Origin of the sequence: Neobacillus sp. 204, from assembly GCF_046562815.1 — a bacterium.
Taxonomy (GTDB): Bacteria; Bacillota; Bacilli; order Bacillales; family Cytobacillaceae; genus Neobacillus.
Map to the genome: position 1 here is coordinate 1 of NZ_JBJORY010000022.1, position 26,797 is coordinate 26,797.

At 36.1% G+C, this 26,797-nt stretch carries 29 protein-coding genes and 1 riboswitch; of the genes, 16 read left to right on the forward strand and 13 right to left on the reverse strand.

The features are described 5' to 3' along the window. Nucleotides 1–305: 305 nt before the first annotated feature. Nucleotides 306–444: riboswitch (cyclic di-AMP (ydaO/yuaA leader) on the forward strand. A gap of 252 nt (nt 445–696) precedes the next feature. Then, on the forward strand, nt 697–2,520 hold the full coding sequence (locus ACJ004_RS27510) for an APC family permease (RefSeq protein ID WP_410896269.1): 1,824 nt from the start codon (nt 697–699) through the stop codon (nt 2,518–2,520). Between the two features lie 141 nt (nt 2,521–2,661). Next, nucleotides 2,662–2,802, forward strand: coding sequence for a hypothetical protein (locus ACJ004_RS27515; protein WP_410896270.1), 141 nt, complete (start codon nt 2,662–2,664; stop codon nt 2,800–2,802). A 348-nt stretch (nt 2,803–3,150) separates the two neighbouring features. Here ACJ004_RS27515 and ACJ004_RS27520 read toward each other — a convergent pair whose 3' ends face one another. Next, complete coding sequence (locus ACJ004_RS27520) at nt 3,151–3,801, reverse strand: TetR/AcrR family transcriptional regulator (protein WP_410896271.1); 651 nt, start codon at nt 3,799–3,801, stop codon at nt 3,151–3,153. A gap of 291 nt (nt 3,802–4,092) precedes the next feature. Between ACJ004_RS27520 and ACJ004_RS27525 the strand changes: the two genes are divergently transcribed. After that, a complete protein-coding gene (locus tag ACJ004_RS27525) occupies nt 4,093–4,944 on the forward strand; it encodes an SDR family NAD(P)-dependent oxidoreductase (protein WP_410896272.1) in 852 nt (283 codons plus the stop codon). Nucleotides 4,945–5,488: 544 nt separating this feature from the next. Here ACJ004_RS27525 and ACJ004_RS27530 read toward each other — a convergent pair. The 7 genes from ACJ004_RS27530 to ACJ004_RS27560 form a co-directional block, all read right to left on the reverse strand. Further along, nucleotides 5,489–5,659 (reverse strand): hypothetical protein, encoded by a 171-nt coding sequence (locus ACJ004_RS27530; protein WP_410896273.1) that lies wholly within the window; start codon nt 5,657–5,659, stop codon nt 5,489–5,491. A gap of 30 nt (nt 5,660–5,689) precedes the next feature. After that, nucleotides 5,690–5,746 carry a hypothetical protein gene (locus ACJ004_RS27535; protein ID WP_410896326.1) on the reverse strand — a complete coding sequence of 19 codons (57 nt, stop codon included), beginning with the start codon at nt 5,744–5,746 and terminating at the stop codon, nt 5,690–5,692. Nucleotides 5,747–6,563: 817 nt separating this feature from the next. Next, a complete protein-coding gene (locus tag ACJ004_RS27540; RefSeq protein ID WP_410896274.1) occupies nt 6,564–7,661 on the reverse strand; it encodes a GerAB/ArcD/ProY family transporter in 1,098 nt (365 codons plus the stop codon). A gap of 28 nt (nt 7,662–7,689) precedes the next feature. Continuing rightward, the gene (locus ACJ004_RS27545) at nt 7,690–8,880 is read right to left on the reverse strand and encodes a Ger(x)C family spore germination protein (RefSeq protein WP_410896275.1); all 1,191 of its coding nucleotides are present in this window, start codon (nt 8,878–8,880) and stop codon (nt 7,690–7,692) included. A gap of 16 nt (nt 8,881–8,896) precedes the next feature. Next, entirely contained in the window at nt 8,897–10,381 is a 1,485-nt protein-coding gene (locus ACJ004_RS27550) for a spore germination protein (protein WP_410896276.1), read from the reverse strand. A 316-nt stretch (nt 10,382–10,697) separates the two neighbouring features. Further along, complete coding sequence (locus ACJ004_RS27555) at nt 10,698–10,907, reverse strand: hypothetical protein (RefSeq protein ID WP_410896277.1); 210 nt, start codon at nt 10,905–10,907, stop codon at nt 10,698–10,700. A 143-nt stretch (nt 10,908–11,050) separates the two neighbouring features. Beyond that, on the reverse strand, nt 11,051–11,233 hold the full coding sequence (locus ACJ004_RS27560; RefSeq protein ID WP_410896278.1) for a hypothetical protein: 183 nt from the start codon (nt 11,231–11,233) through the stop codon (nt 11,051–11,053). Nucleotides 11,234–11,451: 218 nt separating this feature from the next. Here ACJ004_RS27560 and hpaB point away from each other — a divergent pair, with 218 nt between their 5' ends. Continuing rightward, a complete protein-coding gene (gene hpaB, locus ACJ004_RS27565; protein ID WP_410896279.1) occupies nt 11,452–12,915 on the forward strand; it encodes a 4-hydroxyphenylacetate 3-monooxygenase, oxygenase component in 1,464 nt (487 codons plus the stop codon). A gap of 250 nt (nt 12,916–13,165) precedes the next feature. Next, on the forward strand, nt 13,166–14,236 hold the full coding sequence (locus tag ACJ004_RS27570; protein ID WP_410896280.1) for an LLM class flavin-dependent oxidoreductase: 1,071 nt from the start codon (nt 13,166–13,168) through the stop codon (nt 14,234–14,236). Nucleotides 14,237–14,417: 181 nt separating this feature from the next. Here the strand turns inward: ACJ004_RS27570 and ACJ004_RS27575 are convergent, their stop codons facing one another. Beyond that, nucleotides 14,418–14,774: a hypothetical protein gene (locus ACJ004_RS27575; protein WP_410896281.1), complete on the reverse strand. Its 357-nt coding sequence runs from the start codon at nt 14,772–14,774 to the stop codon at nt 14,418–14,420. Between the two features lie 550 nt (nt 14,775–15,324). Here ACJ004_RS27575 and ACJ004_RS27580 point away from each other — a divergent pair. The 5 genes from ACJ004_RS27580 to ACJ004_RS27600 all read left to right on the forward strand — a co-directional run bounded on the left by ACJ004_RS27580 (nt 15,325) and on the right by ACJ004_RS27600 (nt 18,369). After that, nucleotides 15,325–15,771, forward strand: coding sequence for a hypothetical protein (locus ACJ004_RS27580; protein ID WP_410896282.1), 447 nt, complete (start codon nt 15,325–15,327; stop codon nt 15,769–15,771). Nucleotides 15,772–15,773: 2 nt separating this feature from the next. Next, a complete protein-coding gene (locus ACJ004_RS27585) occupies nt 15,774–15,998 on the forward strand; it encodes a helix-turn-helix transcriptional regulator (protein WP_289339458.1) in 225 nt (74 codons plus the stop codon). Nucleotides 15,999–16,050: 52 nt separating this feature from the next. Then, nucleotides 16,051–16,782, forward strand: a complete 732-nt coding sequence (locus ACJ004_RS27590) for a DUF4386 domain-containing protein (RefSeq protein WP_410896283.1) — start codon at nt 16,051–16,053, stop codon at nt 16,780–16,782. A gap of 305 nt (nt 16,783–17,087) precedes the next feature. Beyond that, nucleotides 17,088–17,567 (forward strand): pentapeptide repeat-containing protein, encoded by a 480-nt coding sequence (locus ACJ004_RS27595; RefSeq protein ID WP_410896284.1) that lies wholly within the window; start codon nt 17,088–17,090, stop codon nt 17,565–17,567. A 223-nt stretch (nt 17,568–17,790) separates the two neighbouring features. Further along, a complete protein-coding gene (locus tag ACJ004_RS27600) occupies nt 17,791–18,369 on the forward strand; it encodes a DUF4352 domain-containing protein (protein WP_410896285.1) in 579 nt (192 codons plus the stop codon). A gap of 135 nt (nt 18,370–18,504) precedes the next feature. Here the strand turns inward: ACJ004_RS27600 and ACJ004_RS27605 are convergent, their stop codons facing one another. Continuing rightward, nucleotides 18,505–19,302, reverse strand: coding sequence for an HAD family hydrolase (locus ACJ004_RS27605; protein ID WP_410896286.1), 798 nt, complete (start codon nt 19,300–19,302; stop codon nt 18,505–18,507). A gap of 228 nt (nt 19,303–19,530) precedes the next feature. Here ACJ004_RS27605 and ACJ004_RS27610 point away from each other — a divergent pair, with 228 nt between their 5' ends. Then, nucleotides 19,531–20,100, forward strand: a complete 570-nt coding sequence (locus tag ACJ004_RS27610) for a cysteine hydrolase family protein (RefSeq protein WP_410896287.1) — start codon at nt 19,531–19,533, stop codon at nt 20,098–20,100. A gap of 260 nt (nt 20,101–20,360) precedes the next feature. Continuing rightward, nucleotides 20,361–21,290 carry a bifunctional helix-turn-helix transcriptional regulator/GNAT family N-acetyltransferase gene (locus tag ACJ004_RS27615; RefSeq protein WP_410896288.1) on the forward strand — a complete coding sequence of 310 codons (930 nt, stop codon included), beginning with the start codon at nt 20,361–20,363 and terminating at the stop codon, nt 21,288–21,290. 101 nt (nt 21,291–21,391) lie between these two features. Here ACJ004_RS27615 and ACJ004_RS27620 read toward each other — a convergent pair whose 3' ends face one another. Both ACJ004_RS27620 and ACJ004_RS27625 read right to left on the reverse strand, forming a co-directional pair. Continuing rightward, nucleotides 21,392–21,583, reverse strand: coding sequence for a hypothetical protein (locus tag ACJ004_RS27620; protein WP_410896289.1), 192 nt, complete (start codon nt 21,581–21,583; stop codon nt 21,392–21,394). 161 nt (nt 21,584–21,744) lie between these two features. Next, on the reverse strand, nt 21,745–21,918 hold the full coding sequence (locus ACJ004_RS27625) for an SPW repeat protein (RefSeq protein WP_410896290.1): 174 nt from the start codon (nt 21,916–21,918) through the stop codon (nt 21,745–21,747). 340 nt (nt 21,919–22,258) lie between these two features. Here ACJ004_RS27625 and ACJ004_RS27630 point away from each other — a divergent pair, with 340 nt between their 5' ends. Both ACJ004_RS27630 and ACJ004_RS27635 read left to right on the forward strand, forming a co-directional pair. Beyond that, on the forward strand, nt 22,259–22,717 hold the full coding sequence (locus ACJ004_RS27630; protein ID WP_410896291.1) for a MerR family transcriptional regulator: 459 nt from the start codon (nt 22,259–22,261) through the stop codon (nt 22,715–22,717). Nucleotides 22,718–22,823: 106 nt separating this feature from the next. Next, nucleotides 22,824–22,970, forward strand: coding sequence for a hypothetical protein (locus ACJ004_RS27635; protein WP_410896292.1), 147 nt, complete (start codon nt 22,824–22,826; stop codon nt 22,968–22,970). Nucleotides 22,971–23,433: 463 nt separating this feature from the next. On the opposite strand, the gene ACJ004_RS27640 is transcribed toward ACJ004_RS27635, so the two are convergent. Beyond that, nucleotides 23,434–23,709 (reverse strand): hypothetical protein, encoded by a 276-nt coding sequence (locus ACJ004_RS27640; RefSeq protein ID WP_410896293.1) that lies wholly within the window; start codon nt 23,707–23,709, stop codon nt 23,434–23,436. A 287-nt stretch (nt 23,710–23,996) separates the two neighbouring features. Here ACJ004_RS27640 and ACJ004_RS27645 point away from each other — a divergent pair, with 287 nt between their 5' ends. Further along, nucleotides 23,997–25,190, forward strand: a complete 1,194-nt coding sequence (locus ACJ004_RS27645) for a beta-ketoacyl synthase N-terminal-like domain-containing protein (RefSeq protein WP_410896294.1) — start codon at nt 23,997–23,999, stop codon at nt 25,188–25,190. 63 nt (nt 25,191–25,253) lie between these two features. Continuing rightward, nucleotides 25,254–26,690 carry a sensor histidine kinase gene (locus ACJ004_RS27650; protein ID WP_410896295.1) on the forward strand — a complete coding sequence of 479 codons (1,437 nt, stop codon included), beginning with the start codon at nt 25,254–25,256 and terminating at the stop codon, nt 26,688–26,690. Nucleotides 26,691–26,797: the final 107 nt, after the last annotated feature.

Below are 26,797 nucleotides of genomic sequence, written 5' to 3' on the forward strand. Positions count from 1 at the left end.
TTTGGATTAGTTGGAACGCCGTATGCGGTGAAAGTCGCACGTACTGGTGTGGACGAGGGGAAAAGGGAGCGATAACTTCAACCCCTTACCTATTCGTATGAAGAATAAAACGTATAAAAGAACGCATATCCTTTTTTATATCAAATTAGAAAATTGAAGAAAATCAGCGAAAGAAAAAGAGGTGTGTAGTGTTACAAATATGTAAGCGCTTTATTGTACTGAAAAAGACTTACACACCTTTTTTTGAGCTATTTTGACCCTTTACAATTTATTTCCTTCGGCGTAATATCATGGACATAGGAATCAATTTCATATTGCCTAGTCCCGTAAGGGAACGGAGGACCCAATTCTTTGGGGTTAATTCTACAGATTTGTAGAAGGGATGTTAACTCTTTCGCCATCCTAACCCGTCAGCTAACTTCGTCGGCTAAAGCGAAGGAGGTCAAAAGACCACCTTATGAAAGGTGCTTTTTTTGTGCTCTTTTTTACAAGAAAAGTTTACTTTCAATTTTGGGGGTCTTTTTTGTTTGGTTAAAAAGGGGAGAGAAAATTAAAATGTTTGGTGGTGTTTGGTATTCACCATTTTAAAGATAGATAATTTGGTATTTGTTGGTCGAAAATAAAAAAACATTTAAAACAGAATTTAATTGTAAAGAACAAACAAATTACCTGTAACTTATTCTGGAGGAAATACTAATGACATTTAAAAGGATATTATTTGGGCGTCCATTAAAATCAAGCGAAGCAGAAGCTGAAAAAATGCCAATGTGGAAAGCATTACCCATATTATCTTCGGATGCTCTTTCTTCTGTAGCATATGGGACTGAAATGATTTTACTGGAACTTGCAACTGTTGGAGCATTTGCATTTGCATTTTCTTTACCCGTTGCTATTGCAATTATTTTATTAATTGCGGTCCTTATTATTAGTTACAGACAAGTTATTGATGCGTATCCTCAAGGCGGAGGAGCCTATATGGTCGCAAAGGAAAACTTGGGAATGGTGTGGGGACGTTTAGCAGGAGTTTCATTACTTATTGATTATACGTTAACTGTTGCAGTATCTATATCGGCAGGTGTACTTGCAATTACATCTGCTTATCATTCTGCTTTGCCATATATCGTTCCAATCGGAATTTTTTTTATCTGGTTTATGGTATGGATGAATCTTAGAGGATTATCAGAATCGGGTAACGTATTTGCATTTCCAACTTACATATTTATATTTTGCATGTTAACCCTGGTAGGAAAAGGTTTATTTGACTGGTTAACTGGTGCAAATGAGGCAACTCACCATGTAACAATTCCTACAGAATTACCAACAAGTCTTACATGGTTTGTTTTGCTAAAAGCGTTCTCTTCAGGATGTTCAGCTGTTACGGGAGTTGAAGCTATTTCCAATGCAGTACCCCACTTTAGGAATCCTGCCCAAAAGAATGCGAAAGGAACCATGGTTACATTAGGAGTGTTATTAGCTGTTATTTTTGGTGGAGTAACCATCATTTCAAGAGCCTACGATATTCATCCAGACCCAACAGGAACCAAAACGGTATTATCTTTGGTGGCAGAGGATGCCTTTGGACGGGGAATATTTTATTATATTATTCAGTTTGCTACCATGGCAATATTAATACTAGCTGCTAATACAGCCTTTAATGGTTTTCCAATTCTAGGATCTCTAATGGCACAGGATAAAAATTTACCCAGAATGTTTGCCAATCGAGGAGACCGTTTAGCTTATAACTATGGAATAATTACACTGGGAATCTTAGCAAGTATTTTACTCATTGTATTTCGAGGAAGAACTGAGTCATTAATTCCTCTTTATGCCATTGGTGTTTTCTTATCATTTACTATGGCACAAATAGGTCTTGTCCTAAAGTGGCGTAAGGATAAATCACAAGGATGGCAACGAAAAGCAATTATAAATGGTATAGGTGCAGTAGTAACGTTCTTTGTTGTAATAATATTCAGTATTACCAAATTTGAAGAAGGGGCTTGGATCGTAGTTGTTATAACGCCTATATTGTTATGGGTAATTACAAAAATTAGTAAACATTACGACAATGTAGGTAAGCAATTAAAATTTGATTTAACTGAGCCCATTCCAAGAACCGACACAATCATAATTATACCTGTTGCGGGTATTCATAAGGTGGTGGTATCAACAATTTCATATGCAAAATCACTTACTCCAAATGTGGTAGCTTTTTATGTTGCTTTTTCTCCTGAAGATGCTAAAAAGATGGAAGCAAGATGGGATGAGTGGAACCCAGGTGTTCGATTAGTCGTTGTTACGTCACGTTACCGTACATTAATTAAGCCATTAATTGAATTTATTGAGCGTATTGACCACCACTATAAACATGAGAAGAAAATAACTGTGCTATTACCGGAATTTATTACACATAAGTGGTGGCACCGCTTATTACACAATCAATCAGGATTACGTATCCGTTCCATATTATTAAATAGAAAAGACGTTGTGGTTTCTACTGTTCCATTTCATTTGAATGATTGATACGTAACTTAATGTAAGTCACAAGTCCAATGATATTTTCATTGGGCTTTTTTATTTTTAAAGATGTAACAATTAAGTAGGGTGAAAAAAGGTGAAGAAGGGAAAAATTATGAATATAAATATATAAAGGAGTGCTGCTAAATGGAACAAGTATGTAACATATGTGGGAATAGCGAAGATGATAGTGTAAATAAGCCAGACATGACAGTATTGCTGATTTGTGAAAATTGTTTAAAAAGTGATATGCTTCCACCTTTATTGGATAAAATGTTCCTTGATTAATATCTTAAACAAATTGATTCAAAAAATATTTAGATTCTTTCTTCTTCAACAACGGGTGCTTTACTTCAATAGGGGTAAAGCCTTTTTTCTTATTCAAGTAACGGGCAGGTTTGTTCATTAAGGAACATAAAAATGTTCAATCTTTTTTATAAAAGAATAATCCAATTAAATAGTATAAGGGCATGTTTTGATTAATCTTTTTCAAAACATGCCCTTATACTATTTATTCATTTATCAAGGTTGCTTGTATTAAAAAAATACCCTCGTGTCGTTTTGAAATAAAGTTGCGACGTTTTAAAAAAATAAAGAAAAGACACCCTAAGGTGCTTTTTTCCCGCTCTAGAAGCCTCAACTTGAAAATAACGAACCGACAACCAAAGACAACGTTTGCTTGTAAACGGCATGGGCGGACTGCACATCACCAAAATGTCCGCACATGTAAAGATGGATAACACCGTGGAGCGACGCCCAGAAGATACGAACGACGGTTTCCGTGTCATACGGACCGGTAATCAGTCCCTGCTCTTGCGCATTACCAATTACCGTCAACAATTGCCGCATAGCTGTTACGGTTCCGTGTATGCTCTCCTCGTCTGGTTTGAAATCCGCGAAGGCTCCTCCGAACATCAGCTTGTAATAACCGGAGTAACGCTGTCCGAATTGCCAGAAGGTTTCGCCTAAATTAAACAGCTGCTGCATCGGATCGTCAGCGCGCTGCGTTCCCTTGAATTCGTTGGCGAGAAGCTTGCAGCCGTCGAGATAAAGCTGCTGAGCCAGTCCATCTTTATTGACAAACAGGTTGTATATGATTTTGGTAGAGCAATTCATCTTCTGCGCAACTTTACGCACCGTCACAGCTTCAGGACCCTCATCGTACAAAATCGTTGCCGCAGCATCGACGACGAGCTTTCGAAGATTTTCAATATTTTTCAAGCGAGCCTCCTGATACGTTTCCAACTTTTGCGTATTTGCATCGAAGGAATTATTTTGGTCTGTCATCGCTATCACCCTCAATTAATACATTTTTGATAAGAAACAATGTTTCCAGCTCTTAACAGGAATTTTAATATAATTGTCGGATCGTTGTCAATGTTGCGAGGGATGCCAAAAACCAACGATTCAAAAAACGATGTTGACTTTCTTAAAAAGCTTAGTTACAATGATTCCAATTAGAAACATTGTTACCGAAACACATCACAATTCTTGACTCTTATGAGAGTCAGGAATTATTTTTAAGGACAAAGTAACACTGTTTCCTAATTATAAAAAAGTAGATAGGAGAGTTGCACAATGAACATAAAAGGAAATTGGGCGCTTGTCACAGGAGCTTCATCCGGCATCGGAGAGCAATTCGCCCGACAATTGGCCAAAGAGGGTGGCGACCTTGTACTCGTAGCCCGATCGAAAAACAAGCTGGAGAACCTGGCATCGGAGCTTAGAAAGAAGCACGGTGTCAAGGTCGAGGTAATTCCTACCGATCTTGGCAAAGAGGGCGCGCCAGGCGAGTTATATCGGCAATGTCAACTTCTGAATTTAGAGATCGAACTGCTGGTCAACAACGCAGGCTTTGCCACGCACGGTTTGTTTGAACAAGTGTCAGGCGTGCGCCAGCATGAGGAAGTCATGCTCAATGTTGCCGCTGTTGTGGATATGACGCACTTGTTCTTGCCGGATATGTTGTGTAGAAACTCCGGGGCCGTTATCAATGTCGCATCGACCGCCGGATTTCAGCCACTTCCCTATATGGCCGTATACGGAGCAACGAAAGCCTTCGTCTTGTCGTTTACCCAAGCCTTGTGGTGGGAAAACCGCAACAGTGGCGTCCAATTTCTCACGCTTTGTCCCGGAGCAACGGACACCGGCTTCTTCAACGTCGTAGGCACGGAAGAAGCCGCCGTCGGTAAGAAAGACACACCGGAGCGAGTCGTGGAAGTTGCGCTTCGGGCATTGAAGGACGGGAAGCTGTATGTCGTTCCGGGTACACAGAATTATATAGGTACGCAGATCGGACGATTCATGACGAGGAAACAGGGACTTCGTCTCGTTGGCGGCATGATTCGTCCACGCGACGGCTCCACCAACAATAAGAAGCCGTCCGGTCCGTCCGATCTTGCAGGATGGATGATCCAGGAGGCGCACTGATGGCTAATTCGGCAAATATTTCAGCTAATGCTTCTGTCCATCAACCCATCCGGTACCGAACAGGTGCTGACCGATCATATGGACGGCCAGCACGCCGGTGAAGCACAGGCTTGTTTCAGAGATCAGCCCGGCCGGGAAAGTCATGGAAAGCTGGCACATTCCATTCGAAAAGGCAGAATAAACTTTAGATACACTGAAATTGATTAAAATTTTTTATAAAAATCAAACTGAAATATTCTGGATAGGAATCTATTTTGATTAATCTTTTTTCAAAATAGATTCTTTTTATTTATCGTAAAATGTGGGTTTGCGAGATATTTTTGATTAAACTTTATTTAAAAGCTACACCTCGAAAGAGGGTGGAGTTTGATTGAATTACTAGTAGGATAAAGAGGCGGAAGTACATGGAGTAACCAATTGTACTACCATGAAAATAAACTTCTGTAACTCAGTAAAAAAGGCAATACTAAAGAAGACGCAGCTCATTAATTTTTTAAAAGGGGAGAGCGCTAATTCATTGATCCATGGAATTCAGTTGAATAGATTAAGATGCTTCGGGTTCTTGTAGAGTAACACTGTATCCTAAACCTTCAAGTCTTTGAAGTGAATGCCGAACAATGGATTGCTGTCTTTGCTTATCAAAGTAGTCTTCGCCTAAGTCTACATACATTTCTTTTCGTGTTAAGAGATAATAAGAGATACGTAACATGGGCATGTGCGACCACTATTTTTTGGTTTTAGCTGATTACCTTTTCCCGGCACTTTCGTTTTGTCCAGGAACCAAACCTGCCCAGGAACACATATGGGCTGCACTTGGGAATTGTTTCTTAATATCAGTTCGATTTGAGCTAAAATTTGCTCAGCCATCCTGGTGGCTATACCAGGAATAGAATCTAATCGTTCAACATCTTCTTGGTAGGTACGTACTCTTTTCGTTACTTCTTGATCGAGCATCTCAATCTCTTCAGTCAAAAAGTCAATATGTCTTAAAATCGTTTTTAACATTAGACGTTGATGGGATTGAATATAACCTTTAAGTGCGAGTTCCAGTTCATCGACCTTCCTCTCCAGCCGTAGAATCAGTATTGACGGTTTGAAAACATTTTCATTCTCTGTGGTGAAGAGCTGGTTTTTAGCGATTCATGGATGGCTAACTGGCAGATTAGTTTAATAAGCAAGTGGATTTTTATGGAAATATTTAAAGAGGAGACTGTTATTTTACGGAGGTGTTTAAATGGAAGATAATAAAGGAACACCTGAACGAACATCGAACTTATATAAATTTTCTAAAATCCTATTGGTAATATTGCTATCCTTCTAATAACTGATTTTCCTTGGATATGGGGAGTGTCAATCACTGCCGTATGTTATTTAGTTTTCTATTGTATCTATGAAAGGATTTTAAAAATTGCAGGTTTAATATTTGCATTATTAACATTTTGTCAGTTATTTTGTACTATGTTGCCACCAACAGACCTTTATTTTAAAAAGGGGGAGCGAACTTAATCGCTCCAATTGTAATAATCAGGATAAAAAAATAGTATATGAGTGCCCAGTCATAATTCGTAAAAATCTAAGACTAATTTCTCTTTAATACGAAATGTTGGGTGTGACTTATTTTATAATGATTTTACTATGTATTTCTTTATACTCAAAATGATAACTAAGATTAATGGAATGATAAGTTGTAATGGTATGTGCAAATAAAGTGGAACGACTTTCAATCCAATAAACAAGTGTTGAATGATGTTTTTAGATAATGTAAATGAAAATAAAAAAGTTAGGATTGTTGTGGCGATAATTTGTCGATTCATCTTTGCCTTTGGAAACAAGTTAGCAAGAATCATTAGCCCACCGTACATAAATATAGAAATTTTAACGAATCCACCTATAAGATTGAGTATTACCGCAAAAGCCTCTAAGTGCGGCAGGAAATCTAAGACGGTGGTTAGCTCCACAGCCTTCACAAAAGGAAATACATACAAGCTGACTGTTTCAGAGCTTAACAAGCCCAGTATCATTTCTCCGGCTACAAGTAGTAACACTCCTGTTGTACATACAGAAATCCAACCGTATTTTCGTAAGGCTTTTCTATCGTTTACATACGGAAATAGCATGGTAAATACGATGAGCTCTCCATACGGGAAGGTTAATCCGGTTGGGAAAACGGAAGAGATTATCTGCTTCCAGCTCGTCCGAAATACGGGAGTTAAATGGCTGAGTTCAAAATAAGGAGATAGGTATCCAAATACCATGAGTACCAAAATAATGACACATGTAAAACCACATAAAATCAGTGAGCTTCTTGCCGTGGCTTCGATGCCAAGAAAACAACTATATGACACCACCAGAAGAAACGTGAAAGATATAATCCAAAAAGGGATATTGTTAAATAGCACTTGACCGATGAAAAAAGAAAAATCTTTCAACACTCTTCCTGCAATGTATAAAAAGTATAGACAATAAATAAATCCAAGTAGTTTGGATATCCACTTTCCAAATCCTAGTTCTAAGAGTTGGATTAAATTTCCCCATTTTCCTAATGAGTGAAGCAGGATATAGAAATAAAAAATCCCCACTCCCAAACCTAACGATAACAAGATCGTGATCCAAACATCTTGTTTCGTTTCGAAGTTCCAACCTACGACAATAGCGCTTCCAAGCAAAAAGTTGATCATTAAGGAGAATAATTCCATTGGAGCTAGTCTGACCATCATCCTATCGAGTCCTTTCCATGCATAGAGTCTATTTTAATGACGATGAAATATCTCCTACATCTAAAAGATCAAACCTCACCTTTGTTCGAATTGGTACGGTTGAATATACTGAATCCCAATTGTTTTTTACCTTGTTCCACCTATCTGGTTGTTTTCGAAACAAAACTTCTCCAAATCCATCTATATCGGTTTTTTTATTTTGCGTTTTCGCTATCAGCTGATTAATCTGCTTTTGAAGTTCATGTTCTGCATCATGTTCCAATGAGGTAACGGCTTGGACAGTAGAAGTGTCCATATTACATGATACATCAGACAACTTTCCTTTTATTTGAAGCTGAAGAAGAAAGGATGGAACTCCCTTTTTATCTTGTAAATGAATAACGGGTTTGCTTTGAACGTCTTTCCATGTCACAAATCCAGACTGTTTTCGGCACTTCGTTACCAATGTGATATCGTGTATTTTGGTTTGAGTTAACGCAAATAGGTTACTTTCCAATGAAGAAAGCCAATACGAAAATCTTTGATGTTTAAAAACGGCAAATCCCTCTATTCCTATTACAGCATCCGGGGTAGCTTTTTCAATATTGTTTTTCGAAATTCCTTTCGAGGAATCACCCTTTATGGTGATATAAGGGATGGTTAATTCCGTTCTATTCTTATTTAACATTTCCTTTATTTTGTTGGAAGTAACATCTGGAAGATTCCCCCAAGACTCTCGTTTGCTATTAAGCATTGCTTCCAATCTGCTTCCTGAAATTTTTTGAACAGGTACAAAGATTTGAAGCAGTTTATCCGGTTTTACTCCCTTACTTATGACAAACCTTATATTTGCAGGTAAATTGGATTCCCGCATAAAGTAATCAGTAAGGGAAGAAATTCCTTCGGATTTTACTAATGATTCCCCTATAACTGCCACTTCCGTACTATCTAAGAAGATAGTTCGCGCTAATTTATTGTGAATAAGGTCGATTGCTTCTGGGATGGTTCTCCCTTTTGCACTGTACGTATACGAACCTAATTCAGCTGCTCCTTCTTTGCTATTGGCGGCTGGATTATATAGTTGTAGGCTAACGATGTATCCGCTCTTGCTTTTATCGATCCCAATCGCGGAAACAACGTTGATTTTATTTAACATACTGTCCTGTACCTGTTTGCTTACCATTAAGGAGATGATTAATCCTATCGCTAGATAGAGGGTTATAGTTGATTTCCTTAGCATACGATTCTCCTTGTCGTTACACTTTATCTGTCTCTTTAATCATTTCTTCTTTCGTGAAATGAGATTCATCGTTTGTCATTTCCTCCAGTGATAGTTGAATTGCACTGTCTTTTAAATCATGAGCAACGAGTGGAGCGAAAGGAGATAAATAAGGTACGCCAAAGCTACGTAAAGAACATAGATGAAGCAATAATACAAGTGACAATAAGGCGATTCCGTAAAAGCCAAGAGCTGCGCCCCCTGCAGTAAAACAAAGAGAGATATTTGCTGCCGATATTCGCAGTGTGAGAATAGGGATAACACTTAGGAAAATATACGTTACACTAACAACAACTAAGCTGGCAGCTTCTACTAATTGCGATTCAATTGCAGACTGCCCCAATATGATTCCTCCAAAAATGGACACCGTAATCGCAATATTTTGAGGTAACCGAGAAGTACTTTCGTTTATTGCAATAAGCACAATTAACAAAATTGTTACTTCTAACGAGGTTGGAAATGGTACCAATTCTCGTTGTGACACAAAGCCCACTAGCAATTTTACAGGTAACAAGTTTGCATGGTAGGTCACAAACGCTACATACATCCCCGGAATATACAAAGCTAAAATAAATAGAGAAAAACGAATCAAGCGAGGATTAACAAAACCTGTCTTATTTTGATAATAGTCCTCCGGTGTTTGGAAAAATTGAATGAGAACCGCAGGAGCAATAAGAACATAAGGCGAACCATCTACAAAGATTGCGACTTTTCCCTCCAGCATTTCGCCTGCTGCTACATCAGGTCTATCCGTATTGAGCATGAGTGGAAAAAAAGACTTGCTCTCCTTCGTCAGAACCATCTCAATGTAATTTGCTTCCAACACTGCATCCAACTGGAGGTTTTCTAGGCGTGCAAAAATTGTGTCTAGCACTTGTTTATCCACTATGTTTTCAATGTACATGACCGATACGTCTGTTTGGGTGTTAGTTCCATACTGTTTGGTGGTTACTCTGACATTCGGATTTTTAATAATCTGACGAACGAGAGAGATGTTTGTACTTCTATTTTCCGAGAAACCCACATCAGGTCCTTTAGCAACTCGTTGTCCTTTCGGGCTTTCTATGCTGCGTCCGTTCCATTTGGTTGTATTGGTTGAGAGAAACGAATTTATTCCTTCCACCATGACAAGGGTTTTGCCTGCTAGCAACTCATTTGAAGCAAGCGTCACATCTTCCACGCGTGTAATATTTATCGATTGAATGACAGCTGCTTCTATAAAAGCTAGCAGTTCCTCATCCGTCTTAGAATGGGGTATGTAGTACGATACTAGGGGTTCTATTACGTGCCGTTGAACAACGTCCGAATCGGCGATCTCATCGATGAATAGAACGGCCGCTTTCTTATCTATACTTGTCAAATAAATTTCTCTTATTTGAAAATCAGAACTCTTACCTAAAATAGTATTTAAAATTTGTATATTGTTTTGCAGAACATTTGAACCCTTGCTATTAACTTTCATTTTTTTCCACCGCATTTTAGTTGAAGTATATAACTTATTCTTTCTTGGGAGGTAATAAGTATGCATGTGGTTGTTGATTAATGACCTAATAAATTAACCTATTAAATAGCTTTCCAGCTTCCATTGAGGTGACTTTTTCTTATTGTCCTAACGAAGCAGGTTAATTTAAGAAAATAGATGCCCAAGGGATTTATTGGCTCTGTGGGTTATAAAGGTTCACAATTTCTAAATCTCATAAAAATTCTATGCCCATCTTGGCTTACTGTATAACTTGAAGTACCCTATGGTGATTCACCCCAATAAAAAAAGCATCCGATTATTCGGATGCATACTTAATTATTCCATGTAAGTAAACTGAGTATTCTCTCTGTACATATTCTCTTAATTTAATTCTTTTTTCTGTTTCTAATACTCTAACCAATTCTTGAATCTTTTTTTCATTTTCTTTTGTAGTAGGAATCTCTAATGAAAACAAATTACCTCGACTACTAGTTAGTAATTTTTTTAATAACTCAACTTTATTCATTGGATAATCCCCTTTATCTACTATATTCAACATAAAGGCAACTTTTTCCTTTGAACATCTTATATTGTTTCATGTTTTACCTACTTTCCACTAAAAAAATCTGATTACAAGTACTATGACAGGAATGGGGTAGCTTTTTTTTATTAGCTTTTTTTATAACTACCTTCTACCAATCTAATCATATCACGCCCTGATATCTTTTCTGTTTCATGATAAACTTCTTCATCACGCAAACTCAAGTACCAGCTGCTATCGTTATCTTCATTTAACCTATATAACTTATTGGTAAAAATATTTGTATAAAAATCTCCATTTCTTAGCCTCATACTATCCCTCCTCTCAAATGTATATAAACTGTATTATGCCCAAGATACTGACCTGGAGCCATTAGACATTAACAGTCCAAAAATCATGGATATACAGGGGAAAGAAGTGAAAATCAGGCGGAAGGGAATCCTGATTAATTGTCCTTATTGGTTATATGTACAATCATAAAAAATTTTTAAACATAAAACTGTATTATTAGTATTAAAGGGTGATTTTCGTGACCGTTATATCAGGGAAAGAATATTTAAATAGGATTAATCGAATGAATACTGAAGTTTGGATAGAAGGAAAACAGGTTGAAGGCAACATATCAGATCATCCATCTTTCACCGGAGTAATGAAAAGTCAATCGAAATTATATGACCTTCAGCTTGAAAAGATGGATGTAATGACCTACGCATCTTCCAAAACAGGGGAGGTAATTGGATTATCCTTTCTTGAACCAAAAACAAAAGAAGATCTTGAAAGACGACGGCTCATGATCCAAGAATGGGCCAAAACCAGTGCGGGAATGTTGGGACGTTCACCGGATTATATGAATACAGCCGTCATGGCGTTTGCGGCGGCAGCCGACATTTTTGCTGGAGAAAATAAGACATTTGCAAATAATCTGTTAAACCTATACGAAAAAGCAAAAGACAATGATTTGTCTTTTACTCATACATTCATAAATCCACAAGTAAATCGTTCATCATTATACCTCGAGAAATCTTCCGAAATCATCTCAGCCCAAACCATACAAAAAAATAATGATGGAATCGTGGTAAAGGGTGCACGTTTGTTAGCAACCCAAGGTGGAATGACGGATGAAATTCTTGTTTTTCCAACATTTTCATCGTCCTTTGATAAAGATTTCGCATATGCGTTTTCTATTCCGAGCAATACGCCAGGATTAAAGTTTATTTGCCGTGAGTCATTCCGATATAAGGAATCTGCCTTTGACCACCCACTTGGTTCACAGTTTGATGAAATCGATACAATCGTTGTCTTTGATAATGTAACTGTTCCATGGGACCGTGTTTTTTGTTATCAAAATCCAGATGCCTCTTATAAAATATTTGTTGAAAGCAGCTTTTATCCCCTAATTGCACACCAAATTACATCTAGGAGAATTGTTAAAACTGAATTTATTCTCGGTGTTGCACAAATGCTTGTTAATACGATCAACGTTGGGGAATTTCAACATATTCATGAAAAGATAACAGAAGTGATTTTGGGACTTGAAACTCTTAAAGCACTATTGTCTACCTCAGAAGTGAATGCTAAATTGGATAAATGGGGGACAATGGTTCCTGATTTTAACCCATTAAGCACGGCCATTTTAATATATACCCGCTTATACCCTCGGTTTTGCGAAATTTTGCAACAAATTGGAGCCAGCGGACTCGTATCGATTCCAAGTGAAGTTGACTTTTCGTCTGAAATAAAAAATGACCTCGAAATCTACTTACAAGGTACTAATGTAAATGCGAAAGAACGAGTAAGACTTATTCGTTTGGCTTGGGACATAAGCATGAGTGCATTTGGCAGCAGGCAATCGTTATACGAACGTTTCTTTTTTGGCGATCCGATTAAAATGGCCAGTAATATCTATCATAGTTATGATAAGAACCAAGGTATCTCACTGGTAAATACGTTCTTAAAAAATTCTAATGGAAACTCGTCGATTGACAAAACGTAAGGTGAACCAAATGATGTTGTTGTTCTAATGGACATGGGACAGTCTCCTAAGGCTGTCCCTGAATTTTTTCTCCGAATCTTTTAAAAACTCTAGTCCATTTTGCTTGAATGATTGATTCAAACTAACAAAGTTTATTTTTGCAATAATTCCTTGTTTTAATAAATTAAAGTGTATTGGCCAAAGGAGTCATTAATATATATAGAATGAGTAAGTTCACTGGTATCCCAATAATCCTAGTTGGAGGAGACTTATGGGAAAAGAAATAAATTTGAATTCTGGAATAGAAATAGGTATCTATACTTTTGGGGAACTACTTTGCGATCCTTATACCGGTCAATTAATAAGCACAAAACAACGTATAAATGAAATTATAGAGGCAGCAAAACTGGCGGATGATGCAGGACTTGACGTGTTTGGGATTGGTGAGCACCATCGTTTGGATTTTGCTGTTTCATCTCCCCACATTATATTAGCGGCTATTGCCCAAAATACTAGCCAAATTAAGCTGATAAGTACAACAACCGTTCTGAGTACAGTGGATCCTGTCCGTTTATTCGAGGACTTCGCAACATTAGATATTGTTTCAAATGGTCGTGCTGAAATAGTAGCAGGGCGAGGGGCGTTTTTGGAATCATTCCCACTGTTCGGATATAATCTGAATGACTATGATCTTTTATTCTCCGAGAATGTTGAACTTTTATTAAAATTAAACGAGAATGAGCGTATTACCTGGAAAGGCCATTTCCGCTCAGAGCTTAAGGGTGTAGATATTGCCCCCCGTCCAATTCAACAGAGAATCCCTATTTGGATAGGTGTTGGAGGTTCACAAGAAAGTGCAGAACGTGCTGGTAGGCTGGGGGAAGGGTTGATGTTAGCGGTGCTTGGAGGCGACCCTATCCAATTTAAGCCACTAGTCGAGGCCTATCGGTATGCAGGGTTAAAGGCTGGCCACAATTCAAAAAAACTTAAGGTGGCGATTGGTGCACATGGTTATATTAGTAAAACATCTCAAAAGGCTAAGGAAGAATTCTACGCTTATTATACAAACTATTTCAAATCTTTTATGAAAAACGGAGCGCTATTGAAGATCTCTCAAACAGATTTTGAGCAAATGGCTGGTCCGAATAACAGCTTATTTGTCGGGAGCCCGCAGGAAATTATTGAAAAAATTCTACGCCAACATGAATTGTTTGGGCATCAACGTTTCCTTGCTCAAATTGACATAGGTGGTTTACCTTTTAATAAAGTTGCTAAAAACATAGAGCTATTAGCAACTAAGGTAGCTCCGGTGGTCCGCAGGGAAACTAAAAAAGGTTGCTAAAAAAAAACATTAAAGAAGTGAATGAGAAAGAACCTCTATTTGAATAGTTTAAGATAAATCGATCATAATATGATTATAGGTTCCTAAACCTTTGTTACGTCATAAAAATCCACCCTGGAGTCATAATCAGGGTGGATTTTTTTGTCCATCTTATAGAATGGCGATAAAATATTTTGATTTGTTACGACTTTAGATTACTAAAATCATTGAGGCTATAAGATGGGTAACACTCGATCCATTTCATACCAACTGCATTTTTCGATGCCACATAGGCAGGCATCGCATGATAAAAGACTTCTTGATAAGGATGTACGCCAATTTTAGCAGGCATTTCGTATTCTTTTTTACCATGAGCAACTAAAGCATCTTTTGTCAGATTAAGAATTTCTTCCTCATTAATTCCAATTCCAATAACCTCTTTTTGGGTTAAATATAACATTTCTTTTCCAATCTCCAGTGTTTCTGAAACCCAGTTGCGGTCTGAAATTACATCCATATTGTCTCCTCTTAACTTGTTTTTGCTCTTTGTGTTTTCCAATTTTATGTCCCCTCTCAACTTGTATTTCTCCTTTACATTTACTAGGCAATCAAATGTAAAGAGCTTCAATTTATATAATGCAATTTACGTGCCAACTTATGAACACATGGATAGGAGGAATGTTATCTTCAATTGTTAAGAGGGTTGTAAATCTTGTATTTACAGGGGGTATAAGAGATTTCATAAAAACAGAAATAATACTTTTTTAAATTTAAGAGGGGTATCAATTATGTGTTTTTCCCTTACTCATAGATTTGACATTTTATACATTTTGTACTTTTTATACATTTTAGACGATCGTACAAGGTTTACCGGAACCCATGGCGATAGCACATGCCCATCAAATGAAATATAACTCTGAAAAGCGTAACCTAATTATGGGTTCGCTTTTTTCTATTAAGGGAAAGATTATTTTAGTTTCGCACTTTGCCTTTCTAAAATTGTCCTGCCTATTTTTGTAAAATACACTTGACTTTATGTATGGTTTACTTTACATTAAGTATAACATAGTTTACTTATTGTAAAATTAATCATACAAGGAGGTGTGAAAGTGACTTATCAAGAAAAGAAAAGTATCGTATCGATAATTAGTGCTATTCTCATTTTCGTCTCTTATTGTTTGTACATGTACCCGCGGTATCCAGGCGGGGGTGTGGAGTCAAGTGAAGCTTTTCGTTATTGGGGTTCCTTCATCCTTTTCCTGACTTTGTTTTCAATAGTCGCGCATATTATTATCAGCATTATTTTCAACATTGTATTTAGAATTACGACCAATGAAAAAGAACCAACATTTGCAGATGAATTAGATAAGTTAATTGACTTGAAAGCAAACCGAATTTCATTTTTTGTGTTTATTGTCGGCTTTCTTTTTGCAATGGGATCGCTGGTCATCGATCAACCGTCACAGGTTATGTTCATTATTTTGATCGCTTCAGGTTTCATTTCAGATGTGACCGGCTCAGTTACAAAACTTTATCACTATCGGAGAGGAGTGTAAAAATGGGTAAAAATCTTGTCGGCAATCACATCCGTAAATTACGATTCAACCATGATGAAATGACGCAGCAGCAGTTGGCTGACAAGGTAGGAGTCACAAGGCAAACCATCGTGGCTCTCGAAAAGGGAAACTACTCCCCATCTCTAGAACTAGCTTTTCGCATTGCTCATGCCTTTAACTTACCGTTGGAAGAGGTATTCTTTTATGGGGATAACACAAAGCAGTAAGAACGATAATTTGCTTTACCGTTTTTGAATTTATAAAGTGGGGGGATAAAAGATGAATTCAAACAAAAAAGCTGCAAAAATTGTGGGGGTACTGTTTATACTTGCTGCTGTTACAGCGGTGATAGGTCTAAATTTATACGATCCTATCTTAAAAGGTGCCGATTACCTAATTAAAGGTTCCGAACACGCCAACCAAGTGATATTAGGAGCGCTGATGGAATTAATTCTTGTCGTTTCAGCGATTGGAACTGCCACTACCATGTTTCCATTGTTAAGACAGTATAATGAAACGATCGCCCTTTGGCATGTTTGTTTCAGATTTCTTGAAGCGATTATTATTACTGTTGGTATAATCAGTGTGTTGTCCCTCTTAACCTTAAGCCAGGAATTTGTAGCAGCCGGAGCCCCGGATTCCGCATCTTTTCACTCTTCAGGTATCGTCTTAAAAGCAATCCATGACTGGACATTTATGCTTGGTCCCCTTTTCATGCTGGGTATAAATACGATGATGTATAGTTATATATTTTATAAAACCAAGCTTGTACCCAGATTTATATCGATCCTGGGTATGACAGGAGCAACTCTTGTTTTCGTTTGTTCCTTGTTCGTAATGTTTGGTGTATTTCCTCAAATTTCTTTTTGGGGTGGTATTTTGGCTGTGCCGGTAGCAGCTAATGAAATGATATTAGCAGTATGGCTCATCGTTAAAGGATTTAATGAAAATGCGATTGCTTCCATCTCTGCAAAAAGGAAAGTTACAAAACATGATTGTACTTCTATGTAAGGCAAGTACTATGTAATATATTAAATTCGGGAAAAAGTGGCTAAAGAGTATGTAGCTATTGAGGGAGCTAACCAGACCCTTAATCACCTTGAAGAACAGCTGAATAAAGATCATTTTGGTAAGTTGGAATATATAAGAGTTGCAGATCTTTAATGGGTCGGCAGCTCTTTTTTCTTTTGCGTGCCAATGGGAAGGTTTAATAAGGTTTTAATTTGTCGAACGATTCCACGTCCCATAAAAAGGTAATTGTTAGGATTTATAGAATTCATTATCTTGGTTTTATTTTTCAAAAAGGGGATGAGAGAATGGGATTAAAGGTTGAAAAGTTCGATTTAAATAAGGTTGATATTTCTGAATCGAAATGGCAAGAAGTCAATGCTACGGGGCTCGATATTGATAATGTATGTTTAGCTAAAACAAAAATTAATAACGTAAATATGAGTAAAATGGTTTTAAATGATATTAATATGGCAGAAACTAAAATATCAAATGCCAATTTATCTAGTGTGGGAATTCAGCATGCTAATTTTAGTCATGCCGTTATTGACCATGTTCATTTATTTGGAACTGAATTTCACAATGTAGTTTTTCCGGTGGAAGGTGACGGGAATTTTAATTCAGAAGGACAATATAAACCAATCAGTTTTCAAAATTGTGACCTTACAAAAGCACAATTAACAAATTGTAATTTATCAAATATGGAGATTATTGATTGTGATATTTCAGGATTAAAGATCAATGGTATATTGATTGAGGATTTAATGAGGGACAAAGAAAATAATTAATTAATTATTAAACTATGTTATTACAGAAGTGATTTTTAACGGATTTAAAATGAGAACAGAAAGTTTAGTTTTTTTATGTATCAGACTGTAGCTCATGCAAAATTGGAGATAATTCATTCTGGAAATTACTTGTAATTTTAAGTGCTACTTAACAACAAATTAAGAAATTTGAAATTCATTAAATATGTCCCAACGTGTTAAGATACTTTCTGGAAATAGAATTGTGAAAAAATTTACAGATATGAGGGACAAAAGTTTAATGAATAAGTCTTTTAAGTTTGGTTGGCTTGGTTTTATTGCACTATTGGTTCTTATCATTATAGCAGCAGTTGCTCGTAGTGGAGGTAACAGTAGTGAAACACCTAAAGAAGTATTATCAAGGAATTCAACATCAAGTTTAACTAAAACAAAAGCACCAAAGGAGTTTCAAGTTGGTGAAACATTTCAATTAGATGAATACAAAGTATCTGTGAATAAAGTTGAAAAATCAACTGGGAACAAATTCGACAAACCTAAAAGTGGAAATGAGTTTGTTATTGTTACTGTTACCATTGAAAATGGTGGTACAGCCACTATAGACTATAATCAGTTTGATTTTAATATAAAAAATAGTCAAGGAAATATGATCGAAGCAACTATCACAACTATTGACGATGATACACGTTTTAACGCTGGACTATTACCAAGTGGTGGTAAAGTATCTGGTACAGTAGTTTTTGAAGCACCAAAAGATGATACAAAACTTCAATTGATATTTACCCCGTCTTTCTGGTCAGACAAAACCATTACAATTAATTTATAGTAATATTTTAATGCCGTCCTATTTGGAGCAGCTTTTTGATTATAAAAAATTGATGTAAAAAATGACAGCTATGATCTAACGAAATAGATCACACCTGTCATTTTTTTATTACAAAAAGTTATTTTAAGAATAACCCTAAATCACATATGATTCATATGATTTAAGCAGATAACGATCTATAAACTCAGCTAATCCATCATTTTCGTGGTGTCCTGTAACAAAATCAGCAGCTGCTTTAACCTCTTCGCTTGCGTTCCCCATTGCCACACCAGTACCGACATGACGAAGCATCTCCATATCATTGGGTCCGTCCCCAATGGCTACGACTTCATTGGGACTGATTCGATATGCGCGAAGTAAGCTTTTTATAGCAGACCATTTGGAAACATTAGGTGCAACCAGTTCAAACCCGTCATTCCAATTGATGATATCTGCTTCCTGTTTAAACAAAGCGGATAATTCATAACTTGGTGTACCGGTTCGAACACTATATTTAAGAACATCTTGATAATTTGCTTGTCTTAAATCTCCAATATACCGGGGAGGAATTTGCCCAACTTTTGTCCAATAATCTATTTCTTCATTTGTTTCCCTACAATAAAGCCCATTTGCTGTATGGATAATAATATTACAAGGATTTTCAGCGGTCAGATGGTGGAATCGTTCATCGTTCAGTTGGACTGTTTTCATTTGTATAGCTCTTCCTGTCTCTGCATCGTGAATAGCGGCACCATTCAAACAGATCATAGGAGTTCGTAATCCAATTTCTTTATGGTAAGGAGCGGTTACTTCATAGTGTCGACCAGTAGCTAGAAAAACCTTGACTCCCTGATTAATGAGACTATAAATGGCTTCCATATTTCGGCTTGAAATGTTGTTTGAGGCTTTTAATAGTGTACCATCCATATCAATAAACATTGCACGCACATTCATCTATATTGCCTCCTCATTCGTTGATAAACCAATCATATCATCCGAATATTAAGGCCTTGTAAACTCAGTGTACAGATTTAATAAAGTTTATTATGTAGAAATGTTCTCAAAATTAGGGAACCTTTTTGGGCGGAAATTAATTACTTAAATGAAACATATAAAGGGCTTTCTTGACAAACGGAGAGGTCTCCGTTTAATTTTAATCTTAAAAGGAGGAGTTTAGAGCGTATGCAAAATCAAAATAAGAACACCGCATTGTTAGTAATGGATCTACAAAATGGTATTGTATCCCGTTTCGCAGGAAATGCAGAAGTTCTGCATCCATTTCAAAAGGCTGTTGAAGCTGCTCGTCAAAATAATATTCCAGTAATTTTTGTTCGAGTAGGATTTAGCGAAGGGTATCTGGAGGTAAGCCCACAAAATAAGGCATTCTTAGCCATTTCTAAAAATGGTGGGATGACACTTTCTGATTCATCAACACAAATCCACGAATCTGTTCAGCCCAAAGCCAATGAACCAGTTATAACGAAGTATCGATTTAGCGCATTTGCTGGCAGTAATCTTGAAGTCATCCTTCGTTCCCAACAAATTAACACACTTGTTCTCAGCGGTATTGCTACAAGTGGAGTCGTATTATCAACATTGAGGGAAGCGGCGGATAAAGACTTTTCCATTACAGTGCTTTCGGATGCATGTCTCGATGCTGATTCTGAGGTTCACCGCGTTCTAATGGAAAAGGTATTTCCACGCCAAGCAGATGTGCAGACGGTTGACACTTGGATTGGAACTTTACATTGATATCGATTGTCTTAATCGATGCAAAGAAAAAATATCGTGTTAAAACCAACAAGCGCCTCTTAACCCCAAGAGGTGCTTGTTGGTTTTAATTACGAAGTCAGTCTGAACAACAAAAGGAAGGGAGAACTTAATCGTAAAGAAAATACAGCATACCAAACATTAAAATTAAAAAAAATCTACTTTATATTAGTTGACTAAATCAACTAAATTCCTTATGATGTTATTAGTTTTAAATTTTCTAAATATTAAGGAGATAATAGATGGAAACGATTCAATATGTAGAAAAGATTAGGAAGTTCAATCGATATTATGCAAATGTTCTTGGTAAGATCGATCAAGAAATCTATAATCGACCTTTTCCTTTAACAGAAGCACGGGTTATAACCGAAATTAGTATTAGAAATGGTTGTACTGCAACGGACGTTAGAGAAAATCTCGGAATCGACCGTGGACATATGAGCAGAATCGTGCAAAGATTTGAGGAAGAAAAAATCATTTTTAAAGAGCAATCATCAGACGATAAACGTCAATACTTACTCTATCTTACTGACTATGGTATAGAAATTTTAAATCAATTGGTTGAAAACGCCAATATTGAAGTAGATAAAATGATACATTCAATGTCTAAAAGTGATTTGACTAAATTAACAAGTTCCATGGAGGCCATTGAATCCATATTCGCGAAAGAATATTCTTCTAGGTCAGAAGTATCCATTCGAACGTTTCAGCCAGGTGATGTTGGTTTCGTTGCACACCTTCATGGAAGGATGTACGACAAAACATACAATTTTGGGAGGATGTTCGAATACTACGTCATGAAGGGATTAACGGAATTTTTGATTCATAATGATGGAGGAGAATTATGGATTGCTGAAGTAGATGGTAAAATGGTTGGTTCAATTGCGATTACTAAATTCAACAATAACGTTGCCCAACTAAGATGGTTTGTATTGGATGAAAATTATCATGGTATGGGTATAGGCAAGAAACTTATGGAGACTGCTATCGAATTCTGTAAAGAACAAGGCTACAAACATGTTTTTCTATGGACAGTAAGTATTTTAGTCACGGCTCGTTATCTTTATCAAAAGTATAATTTTAGATTAACAGAAGAACAACCAAACCATGAATGGTCAGGATCGGAATTAATTGAAGAACGATGGGACTTAGATCTTTCAGATGAAAAGTAAACTCTATAAATTAAAGTTCCTAAGAATTATAAGGGTGCTGCAGAAGGTAATAGAAGAAAAGCTGTACAATTAACAGCTTTTTTTTGTGCTAGTATAGGATATTATACATTAAGTTTTTGCACTACCTTGTATACTACTACTACAGAAATCATTCCTACGTCCGAATATGCCACTTTAATATCAACATAATTCAACATATCCAGCGACTTTAAAAAATTGTTAACCTGTTCCTCTACTACACTTAGCGGACCTGTAAACATCTTTGTGCTTAGCTTACGGATTGTGTAGTCCATAGTAGCTCCTCCTCTGTACTATTAAAATCATTCGCTACATAAGAAACAACGTTCCACTACTGCAACAACCTATTCAAGTATCCTTCTTAGACCTTTCCTTACAGACAACAGCAGGGGAAAACCATTAGGAATTGCCCCTGCACCGTCCAGTTAAAAATCGACTAGGATTTATTGCTGCTATCTTTGTTCGCGCCTGCCCAAATTGCAAGGATTAAGGTGATGATTCCAAAAATAATACTATTCCAGAGTGCACCTGCATTATTGGAGAAATCGTACACCCATGGCGAAATGATGAGCCAGATGCCAATCAAACCAGTGAGCCAAAGTTGCCACATAATTAACACTCCCTTCAAAATTTGACGTTAACGTCAATATTAACGTCTAATAAAATATATGACTTTCTATTCCTGGATATGAACATGATTCATATTAAGTCAAATCCTTCATTCAAAATTTTATCCAATAGAATAGCGTGTTTAATGAAGAAAATAGTCCGTGCTTACAAAATATATTCGACTACACTCGGTTGTGGGTTTCGTTCGCATGGCTGGAGCAATTATCAATGCATTCAGTACTACATTTAAACGTTCGGCAGAGTTATGAAAAACCATTTATAAATTTAACGTTGACGTTAAATTTGAATGTACATATAATTTGAGAAGGAGGTCGGTTTTGATGGATGAGTTATTGAAAATTGATGATGTAGCACAACAAAGCGGCTTGAGTAAACGGACAATTAGATACTACGAAGAGATTGGTATTTTACCTTCCCCTGATCGCAGTGAAGGAGGGACTAGACTATACAGACAGGAACATGTTGAATTTTTAAACAGAATTATAACCGCCAAAGAAATATTAGGGTTTACGTTGCAAGAACTACGGCAGTTCATTTCACTCACGGACATGTTAGAAATTCAGAAAGTGGAATATAAAAAGGTATCTAATCCAAAAGAACGAAGGGGGAAAATAACTGAAAGCTTAGTAATCCTCGATAGCCAAATTGAGATAATTGATCAAAAGATAAGAAAAATACTTAAGGTCCAAACAGAGCTAGTGACTCTTAGAGAACGAGCACGAGCAGAGATCGGAAGAATCGACGAGGAGATATCGAGAACCCAAAAATCTTTGGATTAAATAGAAACAACGGTTTAATCCTTTATATCCTTAGAATAATTTTTTAAATGAACTAAAGACGACTGTTGAATACAGTGTCGGAGCGGAATCGGGGGAAGGCCCCTTTATGAAGACTAATTTATGGAGACAAATCCCTGCGGTCCAAAAAAATAACGTTATTCAATTTGAATCCGAGTCCTTCTGGTTTAATGATGCCATATCCCTTGAAAATCAGCTGGAATTCATAGTTGATGCATTTACGAAGGGAAAATAATTGATTCACCAGGCACATTCCTATCCAAAGAAATGTGTTTTTTTGGGGTTTGGTTTTTTCGTAAACAATGTTTCTTTTTTTAGGCTCTTTTCTAAAGGATCGTTGCTTTTTGGATTCGCTGATAAAATGCTATTTTCCGCTGATAAATGTATAAAATTCGCTGATAAAATGCTATTTTCCGCTGATAAATGTATAAAATTCGCTGATAAAATGCTATTTTCCGCTGATAAAACTATAAAATCCGCTGATAAATCATTCTAATTCCCTGATAGGGTGTAATTTTACACCAAATTGAGCCGTTTTGGAGTTTAAACTTTATAGAAAACAACAATGTTTGCGAAAAAGCCTTTTTTTAAGTTTATAAATGGAGTTTAATTCATAAAGGGTTAACGCTTTTTTTACCATTGCCAGGAAAGTTACAAGAAAGCACCGTGTATACGGTGCTTCATTACCTTTTGAAGGGTTAGGAATGATACCGCTGCCCTGGATAAAATGCCTCGTTGATTTCCCAAGACTCAACCATCATGCGGGCTACGACAGGTTCATATCCCATACCCATAAGGTACGTAATCGCTGCAACCTCTCGTAAGGCATGAACCAAAGAAGTGTGTTTTGCTTCTTGTAATCCATATTGAACAAGAGGTTCAACGTTTCTTAATACAGTGTGTTTATAATGGTCTGGCCTATAATGCTGATTTTGATTATGATGATAAGGATTGTATTGGTAAGGGTTATACAAAATACAGTCATCTCCCTAGATAAATAATTAGTAAAGTCATCATTAGTTTATGTGTGTTTTGTCATGGGTGAAACGGATACTGAAAAATTATCCTGCCAGTGACGGCATCATTTTTTAGAGTAAGGGCAGCCTTGATTAGACCTACAATGATTAATGGAGTAAAAATTAAATTAAACAGATGGGACTATATTCCTGTAAATACTTTTAAGAAAAATACTGATTTAGACTAGTTATGTATTAAAATAGCTATAAATCATATTATTTTTCAAGTTGGGTGGCACTTAAAAATGAAAGTAGTTTGTACAGGATATGGGATTATAGCCCCAAATACGAAAAACATTGAACAATTTTTATATAACTTAAAAAATGGAATTTGTTGTTTAGAAGTTAGTGAAAATTCAGGACCTAATCTTGAGACAAATATTATTGGATTAGTTAAAGATGAAATGGAAGAATTAGAATTAAATAAAGAACTAAAAAGACTGCCAAAAGTTTCTAAGCTTGGTATACTTGCTGCCCAAAATGCAATTAAATGTGCTAATTTAGATATAGATCAAAATAAAAAAATCGGCCTTTTTTTTGGAATATCCTTAGGAGCTGGTGGAGAGTCATCTTTTCAAGAGTCCATTATGTACGCAAATGAAAACAATTACAGAAAGATTCCTATTACATTTGCACATTATGCTAATTATCATAGTATCACTGCTTCAATCGGTCATTTTATTGGTACAAAGGGAATAACAAAAACGATTACAACTGGGTGTACTTCAAGTCTAGAGGCAATCCAGGAAGCGATGATTTATTTAAAAAGTGGTTTAATTGATGTGGCCATTGTTGGAGGGACGGATAGCCCAATAAGTAAAGCAACTACCTATGCATTTGCAAAAACAAAAGTTCTCCCATTAAACCAAAGTCTTGAAGCAGGTGCTGTACCTTTTCAAGAGGGCAGTAATGGATTTGCTATGTCTGAGGCTGCTGGAGTAATTGTGTTGGAGCGAGAATGTGATGCACAAGAAAGAGGAGCGGATATTAAAGGGGAAATTGTAAACATTATTTCTAATAATGATGGGGTATCTATTTTTTCATTAGATTCAAATGGCGATCAGATGATACAAGCACTTAAAGAATTAACGAGCGATAGTCAACCAAATTATATTAATAGTAATGCGCTTGGAATTCAATTAACTGATCGAATTGAGGAGAGATGTTCTGAGGAACTATTTAACCATACAGTTCCATACTCTTCGATAAAAAGTATGATTGGTAATCCTTTTGGAGCAATTGGTATAATACAAGTTATTTCATCTATTTTAAGTATACAATATTCTTTTATACCTCCTACCATTCGAACCTCTAAAACAGGTTACGAGAAAATGAATATTGTTACTTCTACTCTATATCAAAAAATAGATGAAGTGGTTGTAACGAATCATGGATATGGGGGTAATAACGCTTGTGCATTGATTAGGAAATCGAAATAAAGAGGTTCATCTTTTTGAACATAATAATTGGGGCACTGAATATCACGTTAGGAGAAACATCTTATGATTATAGGATTACTAGTTTTGACCATTGGGATTATTCCTATTGTTTTAGCACTCTCTGTTAGGAGACTCTTTAAGGGTTCCGAATTATCTTTCGGGTTATTGATTTATATGATTTTAATAAGTATTTGGCAGGCAGACATTGGCATACTTTATTTTAATAATCTATTCAGCGAAAGAGTTATTCTTTTGTTGTTCCGATTGTTCCGTATTGCTCCAACTTTCGCCATTCCTGTTACTTTTTATGTTGCATATACGATTATTAAAAAATATACCCCGACTTTTAAAGATGGACACTTTAATAAGCTTATAGGAATTGTTTTTACAAGAAAAACTCTAGTTGTTCTCTTGATTTGGAGTACAATCATATTTATTGTTAATTGGACGTCTTTGGGGATAAAAGGGTTAAAAGTAGAACACTTTTACCATTCTTCCACAACATTTTATTTTCCAGAATACGGACCGTTATTCTTTTTATATATTTTTCATATGAGTAGCTTTTTATTGTTCCTCTTTTTGATTTTTCTTTTATCTAAAAAAATCCTTAATAAAAACATGAAAGATTTTTTAAGGACGTTTTCTCTTTGCTCCCTTTTATTATTTATTACAGGTTTTATTAATTTTTCTCCAGGAACAGGAGCGATTGCAAGTAGTATAGGAGTTATTATATTTTCGGTGCTTATCTTGCTGGCATTTATTAAACTAAATACGATCATGACCATTCAATATAATAATTTAATTGAAAGACAAAAAAAGATGGATTATACGGGAAACTTAGTAGGAAGTTTAATACACGAAATGAAAAATACCGTAGTAGTGATTAAGGGGTTTTCGAAATTGCTGAACCAAGGCAACTTCCCTAGAAATGATTTTGAAAAGAGCTCATTAGAAATGATAGAGAATGCAGCGCAGCAATTAGAAAATCTAGCGAATGAATATCGGGAATATATAAAACACTCAAAAATGGATTTTAAAATGGAAGATATCAACAAGATTATAGAATTATCTATTCAATTCTCAAATGAAATCATAAAGGAACGGCAGATTGAAATTGAATTCGTAAAAAATTATCGGAATTTAATGGCCTATGTTAATGGAACATACCTTAAACAAGTATTTATCAATTTAATAAAAAATAGTTCAGAAGCTATGGCAGAACAATGCACTAACAGGAAAATTAGAATTGAAACTGACTTTATTGAAGAAAACATTATTATTAATTTATATGACACCGGAACAGGAATACCTCCACAAAACTGGGAAAGTATTTTCGATCCGTTTATTTCCTCTAAAAATGAAGGAATGGGATTCGGCCTTCCCTTTGTTAAAAAAATAATTTTTGAACACAGGGGAGATATTCAAATTATGGATAGTACTCCTGCAGGAACACATTTTCAGGTAAGGATCCCTCAATTTGAATTTAGTAATATGAGCTGAAATGTAAATTAATGTAATTTAAGGGAAGCGTTGATCCAAGAAGGATTCACGCTTCTTTTTTCCATTTGTAAAAAATATCTTCTGTTATAACTTTCTTTGGTAAACAC